This is a genomic window from Rhodoferax sp. WC2427 (assembly GCF_040822085.1).
Taxonomy (GTDB): Bacteria; Pseudomonadota; Gammaproteobacteria; order Burkholderiales; family Burkholderiaceae_C; genus Rhodoferax_B.
Map to the genome: position 1 here is coordinate 590,686 of NZ_CP162006.1, position 22,660 is coordinate 613,345.

Here is a 22,660-nt window from a genome sequence, read left to right on the forward strand (position 1 = left end):
AGCCCTTCATGAAAACCGCCGGAGCCTCAGCTCTCAGGCGGTTTTTTTTCGTCCTTTTTCGATCCCTTTCCGTTGCCTTTCCCTCATTTATAAAACCCACAGGAGCAGCCCATGAATGCCAAACCCCACCCTGCCAGCGACAACTGGTATGCGAGCGTCGAAAAAACCAGCAAAACCGACGACGAACGCATCAAGGACATCACCGTGCTACCCCCTCCAGAACACCTCATCCGCTTCTTCCCGATCAACGGCACCCCGGTCGAGACGCTGATTTCCACCACCCGTAAAAACATCCACAACATCATGGCGGGCACCGACGACCGCCTGCTGGTGGTGATCGGCCCCTGCTCCATCCACGACCCAGCCGCCGCCATGGACTACGCCCGCCAACTGATGGTGCAGCGCGAAAAGTACGCCGACACGCTGGAGATCGTGATGCGCGTGTACTTCGAGAAGCCCCGCACCACCGTGGGCTGGAAGGGCCTGATCAACGACCCCTACCTCGATGAAACCTACCGCATCGACGAAGGCCTGCGCATCGCCCGCCAGTTGCTGATCGACATCAACCGCCTGGGCCTGCCCGCCGGGAGCGAGTTCCTGGACGTGATCTCGCCCCAGTACATCGGCGACCTGATCGCCTGGGGTGCCATCGGCGCGCGCACCACCGAAAGCCAGGTCCACCGCGAACTGGCCTCCGGCCTGTCGGCGCCCATCGGCTTCAAGAACGGCACCGACGGCAACATCCGCATCGCCACCGACGCAATTCAGGCGGCGGCACGCGGGCACCATTTCCTGTCGGTGCATAAAAACGGCCAGGTCGCTATCGTGCAGACGAACGGCAACAAAGACTGCCACGTCATTCTGCGTGGCGGTAAAGCACCCAACTACGACGCCGCCAGCGTGGCCGCAGCCTGTGCCGAACTCAGTGCCGCCCAGATGCCCGCCACCCTGATGGTCGATTGCAGCCACGCCAACAGCAGCAAAAAGCACGAAAAGCAAATCGAAGTGGCCCGTGATATCGCTGGCCAAGTGGCCGGTGGCTCGCGCCAAGTGTTCGGCCTGATGGTCGAAAGCCACCTGGTCGAGGGCGCACAAAAGTTCACCCCCGGCAAGACCGACCAGAAGTCGCTGGCCTATGGCCAAAGCATCACCGATGCCTGCCTGGGCTGGGACCAATCTTTGCAGACGCTGGAAATTTTGTCTGCCGCAGTCCAGTCCCGTCGGGTAAGCTGATGCTGCATGAGCGTGCCCGCGCCCACCGCGGTGCAGGCACGTTGTTTTTGTCAATGGAGCAGCAGCATGGCACTGGAGCGACCTATTTTCTGGCTGGGTTTGGCGGGTCTGTCGCCGCAGCAGCGGGCCGCTTTGGTGGCCGTCTTGCCCTACCAGCCCACCAGTCTGCCTGCCTGGCGGGTGGCCAAATTCTCTGAAGCCGACGCCTGGTGCATCAGCGGTGGTGCCGCCCGGTTGCACGACGACGGCACCCTGACCGTTCCCGACAGCCGCAGCGCTGAATCGGAAATGCTGCTCCATCTGGACCAGGTAGACCGGCCACTGGCCTTCACCAGGCCTCTGTCGGCCCCCGAGATCGAGCCCTTGACCACTTTCGAGCCCGAGTCGGAGCGCGCGGTGCGCATGGTGCTGAAAAAATTTGAAACCTGGCTGCAGCCGTTACGGGCGCAGTATTTTCTGGGGGCTTTGCTGCACCAGCGGTTGGGCAGTTTGCCGCTCGTGGCCTACGATCTGACGCACCAGGGCGTTCTGTTGGCAGTGGTGGATATTCCCAAGCGCCGTATCGATTATTTGGGAGATGCCAGCCCGGTGCAGTTGGAGCAGGCGGTGTGGGAGGTGCGTGGGCCCAGCGCGGAGCCCCTGCCATCCCGGTTCCAGAAAGTGGGTTTGCGGGAGGTGATGTGGCAGTTTGCCCAGCACTCTGCGGCCGATCTGCTGCCCGCCGTGTTCAAAACCGAGGCCCTGCGGCGGCTGCGCCAGCCCCTGGTGCCCGAGGCCTGGCTCAAGGACTCTCAGCGCACCGTCTTGCGCGCCCTGGAAATCGGCCCCTGCAGTCTGGAGCACTTGCTGCAAAGCGGCCTGAACCCAGAGCAACTGGGCCGGGACCTGGTCAGCCTGTATTTTGACGGGGCGCTGTCCACGGTTTCGGGCGAAGTGAACTGGCTATCGTCGGCCAACCAGAGGCCCTCGGTGTTCGACCCGTCATCACTGACCGAGGCCACCGCCAGCGCCCGCCTCGCAGCGGGTTCGCGTTACTCAGCGCCTTTTGCCGGGGGTGATACCACCATTCCGGAATAGGCATCTCGGGCGTATTTGGATTTATGGGTAAAAAGTGGCTCTCACGCTTATGGAATAAGCGTGAGAAGCTACTAATTTTGTAGCGATCTCAAAAGTTTGGCGTGGATACCGCCAAAGCCGCCGTTGCTCATGCACAGGATATGGTCGCCCGGCTGGGCGGCTGCCACCACCTGCGCCACCAATGCATCCACCGTGTCGGCCACCTGGGCCCGCGCGCCCATGGGCTCCAGCGCGCTATGGGCATCCCAGCCCAAGCCGCCACTGTGGCAAAACGCCAGGTCGGCATCTTCCAGGCTCCACGGCAACTGGGCCTTCATGGCGCCCAGCTTCATGGTGTTGCTGCGCGGCTCGAACACCGCCAGGATACGCTGGTCGGGCCCAATACGGCGGCGCAGGCCGTCCACCGTGGTACGGATGGCGGTGGGGTGGTGGGCAAAGTCGTCGTACACGGTGATGCCGCGCACGCTGCCAATCACTTCCATGCGCCGCTTCACATTCTGGAACCCGCCCAGCGCCCGCGCTGCCACGTCGGCGGGAACGCCCACATGGTCGGCGGCAGCGATGGCCGCCAGCGCATTGAGCTGGTTGTGCACGCCCCCCAGCGCCCATTCCACCGTGGCCACCGGCTTGCCGTGCTGCAGCACCTGGAAGTGGTGCGGTTCGCCCTGGGCGGTGAAGTCGCTCACCGCTGCGCCAAAGCTGCGCACTTCGCTCCAGCAGCCCTGGTGGAGTACGCGGGCCAGGCTTTCTTCCAGCCCGTTGGTGACCACCCGGCCGGTGCTGGGCACAGTGCGCAGCAGGTGGTGGAACTGGCGCTCGATGGCGGGCAGGTCGTCAAAAATATCGGCGTGGTCGAATTCCAGGTTGTTCAGCACCGCCGTGCGCGGGCGGTAGTGGACAAACTTGCTGCGCTTGTCGAAGAAGGCGGTGTCGTACTCGTCGGCCTCGATCACAAAGGTCTTTCCCGCACCCAAACGGGCCGATACCCCGAAATTCAGCGGCACGCCACCGACCAGAAAGCCCGGCTGCAGCCCGGCGTGTTCCAAAATCCACGCCAGCATCGCCGTGGTGGTGGTCTTGCCGTGCGTGCCCGCCACCGCCAGCACATGGCGCCCTTGCAACACGTGCTCGGCCAGCCACTGCGGCCCGCTGGTGTAGGGCAGGCCTGCGTCCAAAATGGCCTCCATCAGCGGAAATTTCGGCGCGCCATCGGCGGCGCGGGCGCGCGACACCACGTTGCCGACCACGAACATGTCCGGCTCCAGTGCCAACTGGTCGGCCGAGAAGCCTTCGATGAGCCCGATGTCCAGTGCGCGCAACTGGTCGCTCATGGGGGGGTAGACCCCCGCATCGCAGCCCGTCACCCGGTGCCCAGCCTCCCGCGCCAAAGCGGCCAAACCTCCCATGAAGGTGCCGCAAATACCCAAAATATGAATGTGCATGCGGGGATTTTAGGGGTGCCCTTGTTTCTAACCTGGATCGGCAAAAAGGGCAGAATCACAGGCATGGACGCATTGACCTTAGAGATCGCCGAGACCGCCGCCCGCATGGTGGTCGAAGAAGGCCTGGAATACGGCCCGGCCAAGCGCCGCGCCGCCGCGCAACTGGGCGCTGGCCGCGCGGCTTTGCCTGGTAACGACGCCGTGGAAGACGCCGTGCGGGTCTATCTTGACCTGTTTTGTGGCGACACCCAACCCAGTGAGCTGCGCGCCTTGCGCCAACTGGCCCTGACCTGGATGGAGCGCATGGACCGGTTCCGGCCGCATTTGTGTGGCGCAGTGTGGCAGGGCACGGCGACGCGTCTGTCCGACATCGCGATCCAGCTGTTCTGCGACGACTCCAAGTCTGCAGAAATTGCGCTCATCGACCACCGCGTGCCCTACACCCCGGCCACCGTGACCGGGTTTCGCGGTGAAGCGGTCGAGGCGCTGAGTTTTGCTTGTCTGAGCCCTGAGTTGGGCGAGACGGTGGGTGTGCATCTGATGGTTTATGACTTGGACGACCTGCGCGGGGCCCTGAAGCCCGACTCCAAAGGCCGCACCCCCCGGGGCGACGCTGCCGCCGTGCGCCGCTTGCTGGCAGAGGATGCGCCATGAGGGCGGCCACTTCGCGCCGTCGGCTCATGGCCGGGGTGGCGGCGGCGGCCGGACTGGCGGGCGCGGGTGTGGCCTGGTGGCAGTACCAGCCCGCGCCTATGTTGTCGGGGGTGGAGGACGCGCTGTGGCGGCTCAGTTTTGACACGCCGCAAGGAACCCCTCTGGCCATGCAGAATTTGCGGGGCCACCCCGTGCTGCTGAACTTCTGGGCTACCTGGTGCCCGCCCTGCGTGGAAGAAATGCCCATGATCAACCGCTTCTTTCAAGAAAATGCCTCTAACGGCTGGCAAGTGCTGGGCTTGGCGGTCGACCAGCCCAGCTCTGTTCGTACGTTTTTGCAGAAGACACCGGTGACCTACCCCATCGGGATGGCCGGTTTGGGCGGCACGGAGCTGGGTCGCTCGCTAGGTAATCTGGCCGGTGGATTGCCTTTCACGGTGGTGCTAGGATCCGCCGGGACCGTGCTTCGCCGTAAAATGGGTAGGGTTAGCCCTGCTGATTTACAGGAGTGGGCGGGGTTGAAATAGCGCATTCGGTGGCAGACTTGCCCCATGTGGACTGTGTTTTACGGCAGTCTGTCTCACGTAATTAAAAGAAATAAACGATCGTTGTGTGAAATTAGGGTAGATTCCACCCCTTTTCGTACATCGTGGCTGGAGGTTTTATGGATTTGCGCAAACTCAAAACGTTGATCGACTTGGTGTCTGATTCCAACGTGTCAGAACTTGAAATTACCGAAGCCGAGGGCAAGGTCCGCATCGTCAAGGGTGGCGGTGCGATGGTGTACCAAGCTGCCCAGCCCGCCATGGTGGCCGCTCCGGTGGTCGATGTCACGCCAGCGCCGATTGTTGCGGCGGCACCGGCTGCCCCTGCGGCCCCAACAGGCCATGTGGTCAAGTCGCCGATGGTGGGTACTTTTTACCGTTCGTCCAGCCCTGGTGCCAAGTCCTTTGTGGAAGTGGGCAGCCAGGTCAAGGAAGGCGACACCATCTGCATCATCGAAGCGATGAAGATATTGAACGAAATCGAAGCCGATAAAGCGGGCACCGTGGTGCAAATGCTGTGCGAAAACGGCCAGGCCGTCGAATACGGCCAGCCTTTGTACGTGATCGAGTAAACCCACGGAGTTTGGTGGCGCATGTTTAAAAAAATATTGATTGCAAATCGGGGGGAGATCGCCCTTCGCATCCAGCGTGCTTGCCGTGAAATGGGCATCAAGGCCGTCATGGTGTATTCCGAGGCCGACCGGGACGCCAAATACGTCAAATTGGCCGACGAAGCCGTGTGCATCGGGCCTGCGGCTTCGGCCTTGAGCTACCTGAACATGCCCGCGCTGATTTCGGCGGCGGAAGTGACCGATGCCGAGGCGATCCACCCCGGCTACGGCTTCCTCAGCGAAAACGCCGACTTTGCCGAGCGCGTGGAAAAAAGCGGTTTCCAGTTCATCGGGCCCACGCCTGAGAACATCCGCATGATGGGTGACAAGGTATCGGCCAAGCAGGCCATGATCAAAGCCGGCGTGCCCTGCGTGCCTGGCTCCGAAGGCGAGTTGTCGGACGACCCAGTGGTGATCAAGCGCACGGCCAAAGCAGTGGGCTATCCGGTCATCATCAAGGCCGCAGGCGGAGGCGGTGGCCGTGGCATGCGCGTGGTGCATACCGAGGCGGCGCTGATCAATGCGGTGCAAATGACCAAGGCAGAGGCCCTGGCGGCCTTCAGCAACGGCGCGGTGTACATGGAGAAATACCTCCAGAACCCCCGCCACATCGAAATCCAGATCCTCGCCGACAAATTTCGCAATGTGGTGTACCTGGGCGAGCGCGATTGCTCCATGCAGCGCCGCCACCAAAAGGTGCTGGAAGAAGCGCCCGCGCCCGGTATCCCGCGCAAACTGATCGAGCGCATTGGCGAACGCTGTGCGGCCGCCTGCAAGAAAATTGGCTACCGAGGCGCCGGTACGTTTGAGTTCCTGTACGAAAACGGAGAGTTTTATTTCATCGAAATGAACACCCGCGTGCAGGTCGAGCATCCTGTGACCGAGCTGATTACAGGTGTGGATATTGTGCGCACCCAGATCATGGTGGCAGCGGGCGAAAAGCTGCCCTTTGCCCAGCGCCAGATCAGCATCCATGGCCATGCCATCGAGTGCCGGGTGAATGCCGAAGATCCGTACAAATTTACGCCTTCGCCTGGTCGCATCACCATGTGGCACCCGCCCGGTGGTCCGGGTGTGCGCGTCGATTCGCACGTCTACACCAATTACTACGTGCCGCCGAACTACGACTCCATGGTCGGCAAGATCATCGTGCACGGCGACACGCGGGAACAGGCGATGGCGCGCATGCGTACGGCCTTGCTGGAAACCGTGATCGAAGGCATCAACACCAACATCCCGCTGCACCGCGAGTTGATGGTGGATGCCAAGTTCATGGCCGGTGGGACCAATATCCATTACCTGGAAGAGTGGCTCTCGCAGCACAAGCGCTAAATATTTGAATAATGTTTGAAATCAGTTTGATGTGCCCGCAAGACCGGGTCGAGATGGTCAGCGACGCGCTGGATGCCCTGGATGCCCTGAGCGTGAGCGTGGAAGACGCAGACGCGCAGACCGATGCCGAGCAAGCGCTGTTTGGCGAACCCGGCATGCCACCACCCAAAGACGGCTGGCAGCGGTCCCGCATCCAGGCCCTGTTTGCCACCGAGGCCTTGGCGCGCGATGCGGCAGGTGTTTTGGCGGTGCAGGATTTTTTTGCGGGTTGCGACCTGCTGGGCATCGTTCCAGTGCCGGAGCAAGACTGGGTCCGTCTGACCCAGTCGCAGTTTGCGCCGGTGGACATCACCTCGGATTTCTGGATTGTGCCCACCTGGCACGAACCACCGGCCCAGGCGACACGGGTGATCCGCCTGGACCCGGGTCTGGCCTTTGGTACCGGTACCCATCCCACCACCCGCATGTGCCTGCGCTGGATTGCCCGGCAGGATGCGGGCGCATTGGCGCGGGTGCTGGACTACGGCTGTGGTTCGGGTATTTTGGCGATTGGTGCGGCCAAGTTCGGTGCGACCGATATCGATGCGGTGGACATCGACGACGCAGCGGTGCAGTCCACCGTGCTCAACGCCCATGCCAACCATGTGCAGCTCAAGGCTGGTTTGCCGGACCAGGCGCAAGGCCTCTACGGCACCGTGCTGGCAAATATTCTGGCCACGCCGCTGAAGGTGCTGGCCCCGCTGCTGTGCGCCCATGTGGCCCCTGGTGGCTCCCTGGTATTGGCCGGTATTCTGGAGCGCCAGACCGACGAATTGAAAGAGGCTTACGCCCCCTACGCCGCACTGGAAGTATCGGATACGCAAGACGGCTGGGTCTTGATGACCGCCCGGCTTTAGGCCGCTGCTCTTACGCTCCGTCTTGTTAGGCCCGTGTACGAAACCCGCAGACCATGGCATTGATCACGCGTTGCCCGGTATGCGGAACCCTGTTCAAGGTGGTTCCTGACCAGCTTCGCATCTCTGAAGGCTGGGTGCGTTGCGGCCATTGTGCGGAAATATTCGACGCATCCGGTGATTTGCAGCAAAGCGATGCAGTGCATCTGGAGGTGCAGTTGGTGGGTGCCTTGCCCGACATACCGCCGCCGCAGCCTGCTCCGCCAGTGGTAGAGCCGGCTCCAGAGCCCGTCAGCATGCCTGAACTGGTGCCAGATGCTCCGGAGCCAGCCCCACTCGCCGAGGTCGAACCCGAGGTGGTACCACTTTCGGAGCCTGAGATACGGGAGCAGCCGCTTGCCTTGCCCGTGCCTGTGCTTACGGTCGACGATGTACCGGACAGCCTGCCTGCCCAACCGCCCGAACCGGTGGCGGACGGTGGTTATTCTTTTACCCATGAGCCGCTCTCCCAGGGTGTGCCACCGCACCCTGCACTGCGAAGAGTGTGGGTGGCTTCGGCGGTGCTGCTTGTCGTGGCCCTGGGCCTGCAAGGGATTTTCCAGGGACGCGACCGACTGGCGGCCACCTGGCCAGAGACCCGGCCCTGGTTGCAGGCCGCTTGTGCCCGGCTGGGGTGCACGGTCCAGGCTTTGCGGTACATCGAGGCCATCGTCATCGACAGCTCCACCTTGAGCGCCCTGCCAAACGAGGATGCCTACCGGCTGAACCTGGTGCTCAAAAACCAGGCAACGCTGGATCTGGCGATGCCCGCGATCGAATTTGTGCTGACCGATACCGACGAGCAGGCGGTGTTTCGGCGGGTGCTGACCCCGGCCGAGCTGGGAGCGGCTTCCCGGGTGCTGTTTGCGGGGCGCGAATGGGCTACCTCGGTCGATCTGCGGGTCATCGACAACCCCAACAAGGGGCGTATCGTCGGCTACCGTCTGTTGGCTTTTTACCCATAAAAAAAGGCTCGGTACCTTGCGATACCGAGCCTGATGCGGATCAAACGTATCCGGTCAGGGCTTGTTGGCAGTTGGGAATGGCCAGGCAGCTTGCGGATTGAGGGTCGTTTGGGCTGACGCTGCAGCTGGTGCAGAGGCGGGCTTGGCTGCAGGTGCCTTGGCGGCGGTCTTCTTGGCTGCGGCTTTAGGGGCTGCGGCTTTCTTGGCGGGCTCTGCCTTGGCAACGACCACTGCCTTCTTGGCTACAGCCGCTTTTTTGGCGGGTGCGGCGGCTTTGGTTGCTGCCTTCTTGGCGGCGGGAGCCGCTTTTACGGGCGCTGCTTTGGCCACAACAGCCTTGGCAGCCGCAACTTTTTTCGCGGGCGCGGCCTTTGCCGCGGCTTTGGCCGGTGCGGCCTTCACGGGAGCCGCTTTGGCAGGAGCTGCTTTGACTGCTGCTACTTTCTTGGCGGGTGCCGCCTTTTTAGCGGGAGCAGCAGCTTTCTTGGCCGGTGCCGCCTTGGCGGGCGCAGCCTTTACGGCGACAGCTTTGGTCGCAGTTTTAGCGGGAGCTACTTTTTTCGCCGCGACGGCCTTGGTGGGGGTTGCCGCCTTTGCGGGGGAGGCCTTTTTTGCGGCCGGTTTTTTTGCAGTTGCCATTATTTTCTCCTTGATCTGTTTACAAAGAGCACTTTATACCGATTGTTAGGCATAGAGCGATGCATGGTGTTGGGCGGCTGCCCAGCACCATGGACTCGGGGGCGCAAAACTTGCCCGCACCTGCGTGCAGGTCGGGGTTTGCGCGGTATTTAAAAGCATGGACGTGATGGCGTTCAGTCCCAAGAAAGCGCACCGCCCGATTGGTATTCAATCACGCGGGTTTCGAAGAAATTGCGCTCTTTCTTCAGGTCAATCATTTCGCTCATCCACGGGAACGGATTCTCTTCGTGCGGGAAGCAGGCTTCCAGGCCGATCTGGGTGGCGCGGCGGTTGGCGATGTAGCGCAGATAGCCCTTGAACATGGATGCGTTCATGCCCAGCACGCCACGCGGCATGGTGTCTTCTGCGTACTGGTATTCCAGTTCGACGGCCCGCATGAACAGGTCTTTGATCTCGGCCTTGAAGTCGGCTGTCCACAGGTGCGGATTTTCCAGTTTGAGCTGGTTGATCAGGTCGATGCCGAAGTTGCAGTGCATGGACTCGTCGCGCAGGATGTACTGGTACTGCTCTGCCGCACCGGTCATCTTGTTTTGGCGGCCCAGGGCCAGGATCTGCGTGAAGCCCACGTAGAAGAACAGGCCTTCCATCAGGCAGGCAAACACGATCAGCGACTTGAGCAGTGTCTGGTCGGTCTCCGTGGTGCCGGTGTGGAAGTTGGGGTCCATGATCGCTTCGATAAAAGGGATCAGGAACTGGTCTTTGTTGCGGATCGACGCGACTTCGTTGTAGGCGTTGAAGATCTCGCTCTCGTCCAGACCCAGTGACTCCACGATGTACTGGTACGCGTGGGTGTGGATGGCTTCTTCAAACGCCTGACGCAGCAGGAACTGGCGGCATTCGGGAGCGGTGATGTGGCGGTAGGTGCCCAGCACGATGTTGTTGGCGGCCAGCGAGTCGGCGGTGACGAAGAAGCCGAGGTTGCGCTTGACGATGCGGCGCTCGTCTTCGGTCAGGCCGTTCGGGTCTTTCCACAGGGCGATGTCGCGGGTCATGTTGACCTCTTGCGGCATCCAGTGGTTGGCGCAGGAGGCCAGGTACTTTTCCCATGCCCATTTGTACTTGAATGGCACCAACTGGTTGACGTCGGTCTGGCCGTTGATGATGCGCTTGTCGGCAGCGTTGACGCGGCGCGCTGCGGTGGCTTGCACAGCCACGTGGGCGGTGGCCGTGTCCATCGCCGAGGGGGCTGCGGAAGGGGGCGCCGAGGGTGTTTCTGCCGGAAAAACTGCGTGGGGTTCCACACGGCTGGTGGGTAAACCGAGGGGAGCTGCAGATAGCGGAGAGGGCTTGACTTCTTCGTCCCAGGTCAACATAAATTTTCCAATGCTAGGATTATGAGAGCAGCACTGAAAAATGAAAAGTATTCATTTCCAATGCGGCTATTTTCAGGGGGTTTGTTGCTCAATCGCATCGTAAAAACAGGCTTTTTACGATGCGATGGCCGATCGACCAACAGGCTTACTGGCAGGCTTCGCAACCCGGGTCATCGATCGCACAAAACTTGATGTCCGTGGCGGGGTTGGCGCTGAGGGTATCGGCGTTCATTTGCTGGCGGGCGGCCATGGCGGCGGTGTCAATGGTGCTCATTTTTTGGCCGGGTGCCTGCCCCGATGACACGGCGTTCATGCGGCCTGCAGCCACGGTCGATTTCTCGACGTGGGTGGCGCTGCGGGTGCGCAGGTAGTAGGTGGTTTTCAGGCCACGCGTCCAGGCCAGTTTGTAGGTGTCGTCGAGCTTCTTGCCCGAGGCACCGGCCATGTAGATGTTCAGCGACTGGGCCTGGTCGATCCACTTCTGGCGGCGCGACGCGGCTTCCACCAGCCAGGTGGTTTCCACTTCGAATGCGGTGCGGTACAGCGCCTTGATTTCATTGGGCACGCGGTCGATGGACTGCAGCGAACCGTCAAAGTGCTTCAGGTCCATCAGCATCACGTTGTCCCACAGGCCCAGGCGTTTCAGGTCGTGCACCAGATAGCTGTTGATGACGGTGAATTCACCCGACAAATTGGACTTGACCGACAGGTTGCCGAAGCAGGGTTCGATCGACGCATCCACGCCAATGATGTTGGAAATGGTGGCGGTGGGGGCAATGGCCACGCAGTTGGAGTTGCGCATGCCGTCCGCCTGGATTTTCTGGCGCAGGCTGCCCCAGTCCAGGGTGGACGAGCGGTCCACATCCACATAGCCACCACGGGCCTGCGACAGCAGGTCCAGGGTGTCCAGCGGCAGGATGCCCTGGTCCCACAGCGAACCCTTGTAGCTGGAGTACTGGCCGCGTTCTTTGGCCAACTCGCTGGAGGCCCAGTAGGCGTAGTAGCAGATGGCTTCCATCGAGGTGTCGGCAAAGGCCACGGCGGCCTCGCTGGCGTAGGCGATACGCAGCGCGTACAGGCTGTCCTGGAAGCCCATCAAACCCAGGCCAACCGGGCGGTGCAGCATATTGGAGGTGCGGGCCTTGGTGACGGCGTAGTAGTTGATGTCGATCACGTTGTCCAGCATGCGCATGGCCGTGGTGATGGTCTTTTGCAGCTTGGCATGGTCGAGCGCGCCATTGGCAATGTGTTGCAGCAAGTTGACCGAGCCCAGGTTGCAGACGGCCGTTTCGGTGTCGCTGGTGTTCAGCGTGATTTCCGTGCACAGGTTGCTGGAGTGCACCACACCCACGTGCTGTTGGGGGCTGCGCACGTTGCAGGCATCCTTGAATGTGATCCAGGGGTGGCCGGTTTCGAACAGCATGGTCAGCATCTTGCGCCACAGGTCGCTGGCGGGCAGGGTGCGCGAAGGCTTGATTTCACCGCGCTGGGCACGGGCTTCGTAGGTCACGTAGGCGGCTTCGAATTCGGCACCGAACTTGTCGTGCAGGTCGGGCACGTTGTTAGGCGAGAACAGGGTCCAGCTACCGCCTTCCATGACGCGACGCATGAACAGGTCGGGCACCCAGTTGGCGGTGTTCATGTCGTGGGTGCGGCGGCGGTCGTCGCCGGTGTTCTTGCGCAGCTCCAGGAACTCTTCGATGTCCAGGTGCCAGGTTTCCAGGTAGGTGCAGACTGCACCCTTGCGCTTGCCGCCCTGGTTCACGGCCACGGCGGTGTCGTTGACGACCTTCAGGAACGGCACCACGCCTTGGGATTCGCCGTTGGTGCCCTTGATGTGGCTGCCCAGGGCGCGCACACGGGTCCAGTCGTTGCCCAGGCCGCCGGCAAACTTCGACAGCAGCGCGTTTTCCTTGATGGATTCGTAGATGCCGTCCAGGTCGTCGGGCACAGTGGTCAGGTAGCAGCTGGAGAGCTGGGGCCGCAGCGTGCCGCTATTGAACAGCGTGGGCGTGCTGGACATGAAGTCGAACGACGACATCACTTCGTAGAACTCGATGGCGCGGGCTTCGCGGTTCGTCTCATTGAGCGCCAGGCCCATGGCCACGCGCATGAAGAAGGCCTGGGGCAGCTCGATGCGGGTCTTGCGCACGTGCAGGAAGTAGCGGTCGTACAGGGTTTGCAGGCCGAGGTAGTCAAACTGCAGGTCGCGCTGGGGCTTCAGGGCGGCAGCCAACTGGGGCAGGTCGTAGGTCAGCAGGGCGGCATCCAGCAGCTCGTTGTCCACACCCTTCTGGATGTACTGGGGGAAGTAGTCCACATACTTCGCGGCCAGTTCGGCCTGCGTCAGGTCGGCACCCAGCACCTCTTTGGCGATGGTGTGCAGCAGCAGGCGGGCGGTGGCGTAGGTGTAGTCGGGATCGGTTTCGATCAGGGTGCGGGCGGCCAGGATGGCGGCCTTGTAGACCTCTTCCATGGGCACGCCGTCGTACAGGTTGCGCATGGTCTCGGCCACGATGGGCGCAGCGGTGACTTCGCTGCCCAGACCGGCGCAGGCCTGTTCGATCAGCTGTTGCAGGCGGGCGGTGTCCAGGGCTACACGTTGGCCGTCATCCAGCACGTGCAGCACGGGGGCGGCAGGGGTCTGCTCGGCGACCTGCTTGGCGCGCTCTTGCGTGTGGCGCTCACGGTACAGCACATAGGCGCGGGCGATTTCATGGTGGCCACCACGCATCAGGCCCAGTTCGACATTGTCTTGCACGTCTTCGATGTGGAAGGTGCCGCCACCGGGACGCGAGCGCACCAGCGCGCGCACCACGCCTTGCGTCAGCGTATCCACCACTTCGCGCACGCTGGCCGAAGCCGCGCCCTGCGTGCCATGCACGGCCAGGAAGGCTTTCATCATGGCGATGGCAATTTTGCCCGGCTCGAACGGCACCACGGCGCCGTTGCGGCGAATGATCTGGTAGTGCGCCAGCATTTCGGGGGCGCTGGTGTCACTGCGGTCGCCAGGGCGCAGGGTCGGTTGCAGCGGCGGGACGGCGGAGGGGGTGTTCAATGCAGGTTGCATGGTTTCCTTGGGGGGGCTGACGGTAGGAGTGAAATGGGCGGGCTGAAACTGGCGAGGGATCTCTGCAAAAAGCAAGAAAGAACCCCTCGATGCCATGGAATGGGGGGACTTTGCAATGCAAGTCAGACACTATATATAGGGTCTGAACTCAATTCAAGCCACTACCGCTAGTGTATCTCGGCCTGGATGGCGACTGTGGCCGGGGGGCTTTGCAGACCAGGCGATGGCAATCGCCCGGTAAGCGTTGTCCCATCAGGCAGGCGGTATGCGCACCCAGTAAACAAGCGGCTTGGCGGGGCATTTGCCCTGCAAAACGGCGTAATGCCTGGCTTTTGCGTTGCGGGGGCTGCGCCAAAGGGCCTGCATTGTTACATTTTTATTTTTGGACTTCCGGTGGAAAGCAACGCGCGTCCCAGCCAGTGCCGCGCTGCACGGTCTGCCAGCTGAATCCGGCCCCTGGATCGTGCTTGCGGCCCGGCGCGATGTGCTCGTGGCCTGCCACATGGCGGATGGGGTAGGCGGGCACCAGCGCGGCCAGCAGGCTGACCAGGGTGTCGTACTGTTCCGGTTCAAAGGGCTGGCCCTCCAGGCCTTCGAGTTCGATGCCGATGGAGTCGTCGTTGCAGTTGCTGCGGCCCCGGTACTGCGAGGCACCGGCATGCCAGGCCCGGTCGTCGGCACTGACGAACTGCCACAGCTCGCCCTGGCGGCGGATATAGAAGTGGGCCGATACTTGCAGGCCGCGGATGCTTTCAAAGTACGGGTGGGCGCTCCAGTCCAGGGTGTTGCCAAACAGGGCCTGCACCTGGTCACCGCCGTATTGGCCCGGCGGCAGGCTGATGGAATGCACCACCACCAGGTCGGTGCGCGCACCAGTGGGCCGGAGGCCGAAGTTGGGCGACGGCTGTGGGTGCGCAAACCGATACCAGCCATTGCGCCACAGCGGGGCTTGCGGTGTGCGCGGTGTCTCAGAGGTCTTGGGGTTCATTGTCTTGCGGGGTGGCGATGTTCAGGCGCTCAATGCGGTAGCGGATCTGGCGCAGGCTCAGGCCCAGGCGTTGGGCCGTGGCGGTGCGGTTGAAGCCGGTGTCCAGCAGCACCTTGACCAGAATCTCGCGCTCCTGCTGGTCCAGAAAGGCCTGCAGGTCGCTGGGGATCTCGGCGCAGGGCGCGGCAGCCGCCAGCAGGCTGCTCTGCGCCAGCGGTGTGGGCTCGGTGGCATCAAAGTCGGCATTGAAATCGACGTGTAAGGCATCGCCGTCACCCATGGCCACGGCGCGGTGCAGCAGGTTTTCCAGCTCGCGCACATTGCCGCTCAGCGGATGGCTGGCCAGTTGCGCCAGCAGTTCGGGTGACAGCAGCGGCACCGGCATGCCGGACTCCAGGGCGATGCGGGCCAGCAGTGCCTCGCACAGCGCGGGCAGATCGCCCCGGCGCTCACGCAGCGGGGGCACGGCGATTTCAATCACATTCAGCCGGTAGTACAGGTCTTGCCGGAAGCGGCCGGCCTTCACATCGGCGGCCAGGTCCTTGTGGGTGGCGCTGACGATGCGCACGTCCACCGCGTCCTCCTGGGTGGAGCCCAGCGGGCGCACACTGCGCTCCTGGATGGCGCGCAGCAGCTTGGACTGCATGGCCAGCGGCAGGTCGCCAATCTCGTCCAGAAACAGCGTGCCGTCGCGGGCCGCCTGGAAGTAGCCCTGCCGGTCTTGCAGTGCGCCGGTGTACGAGCCCTTCTTGGCCCCAAAGAACTCCGCCTCCAGCAGGTTCTCGGGGATGGCGCTGCAGTTCACCGCCACCAGCGGCCCGGCGGCGCGGTGGCTGTTGGCGTGCAGGGCCTGGGCCACCAATTCCTTGCCGGTGCCCGATTCGCCGCGCACCAGCACCGGTGCCATGCTGCGCGCCACTTTCACGATGCGCTGCTTGACGCCTTGCATGGCCTCCGAGCTTCCTACCAATTTTTGTAGCGCTCCCTGCCCACCAGATAAGCGCAAGGAGGCTTTTTCGTTAGTAGTTGCGGCGCGTGCGGACTGGCTGGTGTCCTGGATGGCCGAGGCCACCACGGCACGGAATTGTTTCAAATCCACCGGCTTGGTCAGGTAGTCGAAGGCCCCGGCCTTCAGCGCCTCGACCGCGTTCTCGGCCGAGCCATAGGCGGTCATGACGATGACGCGCTCTGGCCGCTGCTGGGCTTTCAGGCCATGCAGCAGGGCCAGGCCCAGGCCGTCGGGCAGGCGCATGTCGGTGATCACCACGTCAAACCGCTTGCGCTCCAGCAGTGCGCGGGCTTCCTGCAGGTCGGCGGCGGTGTCGATGCGGTAGCCCTCGCGCAGCAAGGTCAGCTCGTACAGCATGCGCAGGTCGGGCTCGTCGTCCACCACCAGGACGGATGCTGCCAAGATTGAAGGGGGCTGGGCCATAGGTAGATGGGTCAGACCGGTTGGATGTCAAAAGGGCGCGCCACCAGGGTGCTCGGCTTGGGCGGACGAAACTGCACAAAAAACTCGTTGCCCTGCACCGCCAGGCCGCCGCGCTCGCGGCTGGTGCGCTGGTAGCCGATGCTGGCGCGGTGGCGTTCGCACAGTTCCCGGCAAATATACAGACCCAAACCGCTGGATCGGCTCTCTGAGCTGAAAAAAGGCTCGAACAGGTGCTGCTCCACCGTGTGCTCCATCGGCGGGCCATCGCTCCATACCAGCAGGCTGGATTGGCGGCTGGGCAGCAGCCGGGTGCCAACCTGGACGGCCCCCACCTGCCCGCTCTCGTAGCGCAGGGCGTTGTCGAGCAGATTGACCAGCACGCGGCGCAGGTGGTCGGGATCAAAGTCCACCGGCAAACCCAGGGTGCCCAGCACCACCTGCACCTTGCGCCGGGCCGGGTCCTGTTGCAACCAGTCGCGGCAGATGCTGTCCACCGCCTCGTCCAGCTTGATTTGCAAGGGCGCGCTGTGGAGCCCGGAGCGCACCGGCACCCGGGCAATCTCCAGCACCTCGTCGACAATTTTGGCCAGGCGCTGGGCGTTGTGCCGCACCATGGTGGTCAGCCGCTGCTGCGCCGGGTCGCTAAGTTCCTCTTCCAGCAGGGCGTTGGCCTGGGTGATGGCCGCCAGCGGGTTGCGGATTTCATGGGCCACGGCGGCCGACATGCGGCCCATGGCGGCCATTTTTTCGGTGCGCAGCCGGGCCTCCATTTCGCGCAGATCGTGCAGAAACATCACGCACAGGCTGTCGGTCTGCCCCTCGATGGCCTCCGTCATGCGGGTGCGCACCCGCACCCGGCGCGGGCTGCGGCCGGTGTGCTGGATGCGGATGTCGGCCTGCTGCGGGTTGTCTTCGGCAAAGGTCTTTTGCGCCAGCGCCAGCAGCGCCTGCCAACCGGGCTGGCTACCCAGCTGCAACGGTGCCAGACCCTGGCGGCTGTCGGTGCCCAGCAGCAGACGGGCCGCCGGGTTGGCCGCACGGGTGCTGCCGCTGGCATCGACCACCAGCACGCCATCGGTCAGGGTTTCGATCACCAGCTCGTTGACCCGGGTTTGCAGCTGCGCGTCTTGCTGGCTGCGCTGCGCCAGCTGCTCTTCGCGCTCCAGCCGGGCGGCCAGCTGGTTGACCAGAAAAGCCGCCACAAAATAGCCCATGCCGGTCAGGCCGCTTTGCATGAAAAGGGCGGCTTCGTCACCCGCCTGGCGGGTGTACAGCTTCCAGATGTCCAGCAGCAGCAGCAGCAGGGTCATGCCGGCCGCCGTGCCCAGGGCGATGGCGCGCCGGCCCAGCACGGCGGCCAGCAGCACCGGCAGGCCCAGCAGCGGGCTGTAATTGACGCTGCCACCCGACTGCATGAGCTGCAGGGTGGAGAACACCAGGGCGTCCACCCCCACCGTGCCGATCCAGAAGCGTTTGGCGGGTTGCTCGGAGTGGCTGGGCCGCCCGGTCAGGCGCAGTGTCAGGGCGCTGGCCAGGTAGCCGCTGCAAAACAGCAGCAGCCAGGGCGACACGGCCTGGCCCAATGCCAGCAGCGCGCCATGCCAGACCAGAATGGCCAGGGCAATCGTCACCCGGGCCGTCATGAAGCCGTACCAAATCCGCGCCAGGGCGAGCGGGTCGGGCTCTGCCAAGTGCGCGGCGGGGCTGGCGGGCGTCACCGTGGGGCCTGCTCCGCCTGCGCGCGGTGGGCCGGGCTGCAGTAGACGCCATGCGCAGTGGTCAGGGCCTCGGTTTGCGGCAACAGCAGGCCGCACACCTTGCAGGGCACCATTTCCTGCAATGCCTGGGTGGGCTTGGAGGGTTTGGCGGGGGGCCGCCGCGAGCGCCACAGCCACACGCCCAGCAACACGGCCAGCAAGACGATCAGCAACTTCATGTGACCCGCCCCAGCACCACTTCCAGCACAAAACGCGAGCCCACATAGCCCAGCAGCAGCAGCCCGGCCCCGGCATACAGCACCCGCACGGCCTTGCGGCCACGCCACCCAAAGCGGCTGCGGCCCAGCAGCAGCACCGCAAAGGTCAGCCAGGACAGCACCGAAAACACGGTTTTGTGGCTCCACTTCCAGCCGTGGATGCCGTAGAGCTGTTCGCCAAACAGCCAGCCCACCAGCAGCGTGGCCGACAGCAGCACAAAGCCCGCGCTCACCAGCCGAAACGTCAGCCGCTCCAGCGTCAGCAGCGGGATGCCACTGGGCGAGTCGGCCGCCAGGCGCATCTGGCGTTCGGCCCGGGTCATCAGCCAGGCATGCAGTACCGCCGCCGCAAACAGTCCATACGAGGCAATGCCCAGCGCCCAGTGCAGCGGCAGCCAGGGCGAGGCCATCTCGTGCAGCGGCGTGCCCGGAAACAGCAGCGCCAGCAGCACCGCCACCGCACCCAGCCCGGCCAGTGCCCAGCGGGCCCGCAGTTGCGGGAACACATGGCTTTCCACTGCGTACACCGTCAGTACGAGCCAGGCCGTGACCGACAGCGCCGGGGCAAAGCCAAACCGTGGCGGCGTGCCAAACAGGCCCAGGCTCAGCACCAGGGCGTGCAGCAACCAGGCCAGCCACAGGGCCCCCCGGCTGGCGCGCATGCTCAGGGCACCGGCGCCCACGGCAGGCACGGCATAGGCCAGTGCCGTGGCGGCAAACAGCAGCACGGTGGCCAGGGGCGCGGTCGTTAAAATCATGGGCGAAGTTTAGCGTTTCACCCTTTCCCCTTTTTTCGCCCACCTAACTTTCATGGACTCGGGTGCAGGGCACCCCGAGCCACGACAGTCGTTTCACGTTAACCCTCCCCGGACACTTCTTTTATGGCCTCCGCTCTTACCGACAAACTCTCCCGCCTGGTCAAGGAAATCCGGGGCCAGGCCCGCATCACCGAGTCCAACGTGGCCGACATGCTGCGCGAAGTGCGCATGGCCCTGCTGGAGGCCGACGTGGCCCTGCCGGTGGTGCGCGACTTCATTGCGCGGGTGAAAGAAAAAGCCCTGGGCCAGGAGGTGATGGGTTCGCTGTCGCCCGGCCAGGCGCTGGTGGGCATCGTCAACCGCGAACTCAGCCGCACCATGGGCGAAGGCGTCAGCGACATCAACCTGGCCACCCAGCCGCCCGCCGTGATCCTGATGGCCGGTCTGCAGGGCGCGGGTAAAACCACCACCACCGCCAAGCTGGCCAAGCACCTGATCGAGAAGCGCAAGAAGAAGGTGCTCACCGTGTCGGGCGACGTGTACCGCCCGGCCGCCATCGAGCAGCTGAAGATGGTTACCAAGCAGGCCGGGGCCGAGTGGTTCCCCAGCACGCCCGACCAGAAGCCGCTGGACATTGCCGCCGCCGCCATCGACTACGCCCGCAAACACTATTTTGATGTGCTGCTGGTCGACACCGCGGGCCGCCTGGCCATTGACGAAGTGCTGATGCGCGAAATCAAGGACCTGCACGCCTTCCTCAAACCCGTCGAAACCCTGTTCGTGGTCGATGCCATGCAGGGCCAGGACGCGATCAACACCGCCAAGGCCTTCTCCGATGCGCTGCCGCTCACCGGCATCATCCTCACCAAGACCGACGGCGACTCGCGCGGCGGTGCGGCCCTGTCGGTGCGCCACGTCACCGGCGTGCCCATCAAGTTTGCCGGTACCAGCGAAAAGATCGACGGCCTGGAGGTGTTCGATGCCGAACGCCACGCCGGGCGGGTGCTGGGCATGGGCGACATCCTGGCCCTGGTCGAGCAGGTCACCGCCGGTGTCGACATGGCGGCGGCGCAAAAGCTGGCCGCTAAGGTCAAAAGCGGCGAAAGCTTCGACCTGAACGACTTCCTCAGCCAGATCCAGCAGATGAAGCAAATGGGCGGCCTGTCCAGCCTGATGGACAAACTGCCCGCCCAGATGGCCGCCAAGGCCGGCTCCATGGACATGGACAAGGCCGAGCGCGACATCCGCCGCAAGGAAGGCATCATCTACAGCATGACCCCGCTGGAGCGCCGCAAGCCCGACCTCATCAAAGCCACCCGCAAACGGCGCATCGCCGCCGGTGCCGGCGTCCAGGTGCAAGAGGTCAACCGCATGCTCAACGAGTTCAGCCAGATGCAGGACATGATGAAGAAGATGAAGGGCGGCGGCATGATGAAGATGATCAAGCGCATGGGCGGCATGAAGGGCCTGGGTGGCGGCGGCATGCCCAAGTTCTAGGCATCTCTTCTTACTAATAAATTAGGCTGCCAGCGCTTATTCCATCAGCACGAGCAGCTACTTATTCGATAGCATTTCGGTATTTTTCAGCCACCGGGCAAACACCGCCCGGTAGGCCTGTTCCACCGCGCGGGCAAAGCCGGGCTCGTCCACCCGGGGGCTGGCCTGCATTGGGCGGCGTAGCCCGGGCGGCCTATGCCGGGGCCTTTCGTGCGCAAAACCCGCCCCATTGAAAATAGTAGATATTTTCAGCCATTCGCGCTTATTCCATCGGCACAAAAAGCTATCTTTTGCATAGCAAATTCCAGAGGCCGGTCGGGCATCCGGTTAAACCCTAGGCGGGCAGCTTTACCCGGTTGTAGCGGGGATATTGGGTTATTCTTAACAATTACTTACATTTTGCGGCAGAGACCCAGCTCATGAAAAACCTGAAAATTTCGACCCGGCTGCTGGTGCTGGTGGGGGTGTTGTCGGCTTTGCTGGTGGCGGTGGGGGCGCTGGGGTTGCTGGGCATTGCCAAATCCAATGCGGCCATGGAGTCGATGTACCGCAACCGCATGCAGACCCAGAGCGCGGTGGCCGAATTCCAGTTTTTGACCATGCGCAACCGGCAACTGATCTCCAACGCCTTGCTGTCGCCGGTGCCCGAGAAGATTGCCAAGGCCACGGCCGAGGCCGAGGCCAATATCCTCCGGGTGAATAAGGTCTGGGCCGCGCTGGAGGCGACCCCCATGGGCCCGGGCGGCGATACCCTCGTCAAAGCCATTGCCGCCAAACAGCAAAAAATCATGCAGGAGGGTCTGCGCCCCGCGCTGCAGGCCCTGGCCGATGAAGACGTCGCCACGGCGCGCGTGCTGGCGGTGCGCAAGTTTGGCGATTTGTTCGACCCCATCTTTATCGATATCAGCGGCCTGCTGGGGCTGGCCCAGGCCGATAGCCAGCGCGACTTCGAAGATGCCGTGGCCCGCTATGCCGCCATCCGCGCCACCTCGATTGCGTCCATCCTGGCGGGTATCGTGTTTGCAGCCCTGTTTGGCTACACCCTGATGCGCGGCATCACCGGGCCGCTGTTGCGGGCGGGCGAAGTGGCCAACGCGGTGGCGCAGGGGCATTTGAACCAGGCCATCGACACCTCGGGCAAAGACGAAGTCGCGGTGGTGATGCAGGCCCTGGCCGCCATGCAGGCCAGCCTGTCGCAGGTGGTGGCCACGGTGCGACAGGGTTCGGAGAGCGTGTCCACCGCCAGCGCCGAAATTGCCCAGGGCAACCACGACCTGAGCGCCCGCACCGAACACCAGGCCAGCGCGCTGGAGCAAACTGCAGCCAGCATGGAAGAGCTGGGCTCTACCGTGCGGCAAAACGCCGACAGCGCGGCCCAGGCCAACCAGCTGGCCCAGCGCGCCAGCACCGTGGCGGTACAGGGCGGCGCGGTGGTGGCCGAGGTGGTGACCACCATGCGGGGCATCAACGACAGCTCGAAAAAGATCTCGGACATCATCGGCGTGATCGACGGCATCGCCTTCCAGACCAACATCCTGGCCCTGAACGCCGCCGTGGAAGCCGCCCGGGCGGGCGAGCAGGGCCGGGGCTTTGCGGTGGTGGCCAGCGAGGTGCGCTCCCTGGCCGGGCGCAGCGCCGATGCGGCCAAGGAAATCAAGCTGCTGATCAGCGCCAGCGTGGACCGGGTGGCCCAGGGCACGGTGCTGGTGGACAAGGCGGGCACCACCATGGCCGAGGTGGTGTCTGCCATCCGCAGTGCCACCGACATCATGGGCGAGATCAGTGCCGCCAGCCGCGAGCAAAGCCTGGGGGTGTCCCAGGTGGGCGAGGCCGTGACCCAGATGGACCAGGCCACCCAGCAAAACGCCGCGCTGGTGGAAGAAATGGCGGCCGCCGCCAGCAGCATGCGGGGCCAGGCGCAAGACCTGGTGGACGCGGTGGCGGTGTTTGTACTGAAGTAAAGGCACAACGCCAGGCTCAGCGCTGCGCATGTCTATCTGCCCACCTTGCAGGCGCAATGCCTGCGGTTTGGCCGCGCTGGCATCCTGGTGCCGCAGGAAGCACCGTCTTTGCGTCTGGAGTGCCTTTTAGGCATCTAGCGCTTATCCAAAGGGCGTAACCAGCTATTTTTTATATA

The 22,660-nt window shown here is 63.4% G+C and carries 19 protein-coding genes and 1 pseudogene; 11 read left to right on the forward strand and 9 right to left on the reverse strand.

The features are described 5' to 3' along the window. Window positions 1-111: 111 nt before the first annotated feature. Together AB3G31_RS02815 and AB3G31_RS02820 are read left to right on the forward strand one after the other, a co-directional pair. Window positions 112-1,233 (forward strand): 3-deoxy-7-phosphoheptulonate synthase, encoded by a 1,122-nt coding sequence (locus AB3G31_RS02815; RefSeq protein ID WP_367848702.1) that lies wholly within the window; start codon window positions 112-114, stop codon window positions 1,231-1,233. A gap of 66 nt (window positions 1,234-1,299) precedes the next feature. After that, a complete protein-coding gene (locus tag AB3G31_RS02820) occupies window positions 1,300-2,310 on the forward strand; it encodes a hypothetical protein (RefSeq protein WP_367848703.1) in 1,011 nt (336 codons plus the stop codon). A gap of 71 nt (window positions 2,311-2,381) precedes the next feature. On the opposite strand, the gene mpl is transcribed toward AB3G31_RS02820, so the two are convergent. Further along, window positions 2,382-3,752 carry a UDP-N-acetylmuramate:L-alanyl-gamma-D-glutamyl-meso-diaminopimelate ligase gene (gene mpl / locus AB3G31_RS02825; RefSeq protein WP_367848704.1) on the reverse strand — a complete coding sequence of 457 codons (1,371 nt, stop codon included), beginning with the start codon at window positions 3,750-3,752 and terminating at the stop codon, window positions 2,382-2,384. 63 nt (window positions 3,753-3,815) lie between these two features. Here mpl and AB3G31_RS02830 point away from each other — a divergent pair, with 63 nt between their 5' ends. The 7 genes and pseudogenes from AB3G31_RS02830 to AB3G31_RS02860 all read left to right on the forward strand — a co-directional run bounded on the left by AB3G31_RS02830 (window position 3,816) and on the right by AB3G31_RS02860 (window position 8,791). Beyond that, entirely contained in the window at window positions 3,816-4,406 is a 591-nt protein-coding gene (locus AB3G31_RS02830; protein WP_367848705.1) for a hypothetical protein, read from the forward strand. Continuing rightward, complete coding sequence (locus AB3G31_RS02835; protein WP_367848706.1) at window positions 4,403-4,933, forward strand: TlpA family protein disulfide reductase; 531 nt, start codon at window positions 4,403-4,405, stop codon at window positions 4,931-4,933. Before AB3G31_RS02830 ends, AB3G31_RS02835 begins: the two co-directional genes overlap by 4 nt. Before the next feature lie 137 nt (window positions 4,934-5,070). Then, entirely contained in the window at window positions 5,071-5,523 is a 453-nt protein-coding gene (gene accB / locus AB3G31_RS02840; RefSeq protein WP_367848707.1) for an acetyl-CoA carboxylase biotin carboxyl carrier protein, read from the forward strand. Window positions 5,524-5,544: 21 nt separating this feature from the next. Then, complete coding sequence (gene accC / locus AB3G31_RS02845) at window positions 5,545-6,894, forward strand: acetyl-CoA carboxylase biotin carboxylase subunit (protein ID WP_367848708.1); 1,350 nt, start codon at window positions 5,545-5,547, stop codon at window positions 6,892-6,894. An 11-nt stretch (window positions 6,895-6,905) separates the two neighbouring features. Then, window positions 6,906-7,790, forward strand: coding sequence for a 50S ribosomal protein L11 methyltransferase (prmA, locus tag AB3G31_RS02850; protein ID WP_367848709.1), 885 nt, complete (start codon window positions 6,906-6,908; stop codon window positions 7,788-7,790). 53 nt (window positions 7,791-7,843) lie between these two features. Beyond that, a pseudogene (locus AB3G31_RS02855) lies at window positions 7,844-7,909 on the forward strand (zinc-ribbon domain-containing protein); the annotation flags it as partial. 285 nt (window positions 7,910-8,194) lie between these two features. Then, window positions 8,195-8,791, forward strand: a complete 597-nt coding sequence (locus tag AB3G31_RS02860; RefSeq protein WP_367850277.1) for a DUF3426 domain-containing protein — start codon at window positions 8,195-8,197, stop codon at window positions 8,789-8,791. Window positions 8,792-8,845: 54 nt separating this feature from the next. Here AB3G31_RS02860 and AB3G31_RS02865 read toward each other — a convergent pair whose 3' ends face one another. From AB3G31_RS02865 to AB3G31_RS02900, 8 genes are all read right to left on the reverse strand, one after another. Then, window positions 8,846-9,430, reverse strand: coding sequence for a histone (locus AB3G31_RS02865; protein ID WP_367848710.1), 585 nt, complete (start codon window positions 9,428-9,430; stop codon window positions 8,846-8,848). A 173-nt stretch (window positions 9,431-9,603) separates the two neighbouring features. Continuing rightward, complete coding sequence (locus AB3G31_RS02870; RefSeq protein WP_367848711.1) at window positions 9,604-10,803, reverse strand: ribonucleotide-diphosphate reductase subunit beta; 1,200 nt, start codon at window positions 10,801-10,803, stop codon at window positions 9,604-9,606. A gap of 145 nt (window positions 10,804-10,948) precedes the next feature. After that, window positions 10,949-13,873: a ribonucleoside-diphosphate reductase subunit alpha gene (locus AB3G31_RS02875; RefSeq protein WP_367848712.1), complete on the reverse strand. Its 2,925-nt coding sequence runs from the start codon at window positions 13,871-13,873 to the stop codon at window positions 10,949-10,951. A 376-nt stretch (window positions 13,874-14,249) separates the two neighbouring features. Next, the gene (ampD, locus tag AB3G31_RS02880) at window positions 14,250-14,861 is read right to left on the reverse strand and encodes a 1,6-anhydro-N-acetylmuramyl-L-alanine amidase AmpD (RefSeq protein WP_367848713.1); all 612 of its coding nucleotides are present in this window, start codon (window positions 14,859-14,861) and stop codon (window positions 14,250-14,252) included. Further along, window positions 14,842-16,227, reverse strand: a complete 1,386-nt coding sequence (locus AB3G31_RS02885; RefSeq protein WP_367850278.1) for a sigma-54-dependent transcriptional regulator — start codon at window positions 16,225-16,227, stop codon at window positions 14,842-14,844. The genes ampD and AB3G31_RS02885 overlap by 20 nt, the downstream gene beginning before the upstream one ends. 77 nt (window positions 16,228-16,304) lie before the next feature. Continuing rightward, window positions 16,305-18,011 (reverse strand): PAS domain-containing sensor histidine kinase, encoded by a 1,707-nt coding sequence (locus AB3G31_RS02890; protein ID WP_367848714.1) that lies wholly within the window; start codon window positions 18,009-18,011, stop codon window positions 16,305-16,307. After that, window positions 18,008-18,229 (reverse strand): PP0621 family protein, encoded by a 222-nt coding sequence (locus tag AB3G31_RS02895; protein ID WP_367848715.1) that lies wholly within the window; start codon window positions 18,227-18,229, stop codon window positions 18,008-18,010. Before AB3G31_RS02895 ends, AB3G31_RS02890 begins: the two co-directional genes overlap by 4 nt. Beyond that, entirely contained in the window at window positions 18,226-19,026 is an 801-nt protein-coding gene (locus AB3G31_RS02900; RefSeq protein ID WP_367848716.1) for an inner membrane protein YpjD, read from the reverse strand. The genes AB3G31_RS02895 and AB3G31_RS02900 overlap by 4 nt, the downstream gene beginning before the upstream one ends. A 123-nt stretch (window positions 19,027-19,149) precedes the next feature. Between AB3G31_RS02900 and ffh the strand changes: the two genes are divergently transcribed. Together ffh and AB3G31_RS02910 are read left to right on the forward strand one after the other, a co-directional pair. Beyond that, complete coding sequence (ffh, locus tag AB3G31_RS02905) at window positions 19,150-20,523, forward strand: signal recognition particle protein (protein ID WP_367848717.1); 1,374 nt, start codon at window positions 19,150-19,152, stop codon at window positions 20,521-20,523. A gap of 419 nt (window positions 20,524-20,942) precedes the next feature. Then, window positions 20,943-22,484: a methyl-accepting chemotaxis protein gene (locus tag AB3G31_RS02910; RefSeq protein WP_367848718.1), complete on the forward strand. Its 1,542-nt coding sequence runs from the start codon at window positions 20,943-20,945 to the stop codon at window positions 22,482-22,484. Window positions 22,485-22,660 lie beyond the last annotated feature (176 nt).

Excerpts from the sequence above, each read along its gene's own strand:
- AB3G31_RS02815 (WP_367848702.1), top strand. The coding sequence starts at position 112 with ATGAATGCCAAACCCCACCCTGCCAGCGACAACTGGTATGCGAGCGTC.
- AB3G31_RS02820 (WP_367848703.1), top strand. The coding sequence starts at position 1,300 with ATGGCACTGGAGCGACCTATTTTCTGGCTGGGTTTGGCGGGTCTGTCG.
- mpl (WP_367848704.1), bottom strand. The coding sequence starts at position 3,752 with ATGCACATTCATATTTTGGGTATTTGCGGCACCTTCATGGGAGGTTTG.
- AB3G31_RS02830 (WP_367848705.1), top strand. The coding sequence starts at position 3,816 with ATGGACGCATTGACCTTAGAGATCGCCGAGACCGCCGCCCGCATGGTG.
- AB3G31_RS02835 (WP_367848706.1), top strand. The coding sequence starts at position 4,403 with ATGAGGGCGGCCACTTCGCGCCGTCGGCTCATGGCCGGGGTGGCGGCG.
- accB (WP_367848707.1), top strand. The coding sequence starts at position 5,071 with ATGGATTTGCGCAAACTCAAAACGTTGATCGACTTGGTGTCTGATTCC.
- accC (WP_367848708.1), top strand. The coding sequence starts at position 5,545 with ATGTTTAAAAAAATATTGATTGCAAATCGGGGGGAGATCGCCCTTCGC.
- prmA (WP_367848709.1), top strand. The coding sequence starts at position 6,906 with ATGTTTGAAATCAGTTTGATGTGCCCGCAAGACCGGGTCGAGATGGTC.
- AB3G31_RS02865 (WP_367848710.1), bottom strand. The coding sequence starts at position 9,430 with ATGGCAACTGCAAAAAAACCGGCCGCAAAAAAGGCCTCCCCCGCAAAG.
- AB3G31_RS02870 (WP_367848711.1), bottom strand. The coding sequence starts at position 10,803 with ATGTTGACCTGGGACGAAGAAGTCAAGCCCTCTCCGCTATCTGCAGCT.
- AB3G31_RS02875 (WP_367848712.1), bottom strand. The coding sequence starts at position 13,873 with ATGCAACCTGCATTGAACACCCCCTCCGCCGTCCCGCCGCTGCAACCG.
- ampD (WP_367848713.1), bottom strand. The coding sequence starts at position 14,861 with ATGAACCCCAAGACCTCTGAGACACCGCGCACACCGCAAGCCCCGCTG.
- AB3G31_RS02885 (WP_367850278.1), bottom strand. The coding sequence starts at position 16,227 with ATGCTGTACGAGCTGACCTTGCTGCGCGAGGGCTACCGCATCGACACC.
- AB3G31_RS02895 (WP_367848715.1), bottom strand. The coding sequence starts at position 18,229 with ATGAAGTTGCTGATCGTCTTGCTGGCCGTGTTGCTGGGCGTGTGGCTG.
- AB3G31_RS02900 (WP_367848716.1), bottom strand. The coding sequence starts at position 19,026 with ATGATTTTAACGACCGCGCCCCTGGCCACCGTGCTGCTGTTTGCCGCC.
- ffh (WP_367848717.1), top strand. The coding sequence starts at position 19,150 with ATGGCCTCCGCTCTTACCGACAAACTCTCCCGCCTGGTCAAGGAAATC.
- AB3G31_RS02910 (WP_367848718.1), top strand. The coding sequence starts at position 20,943 with ATGAAAAACCTGAAAATTTCGACCCGGCTGCTGGTGCTGGTGGGGGTG.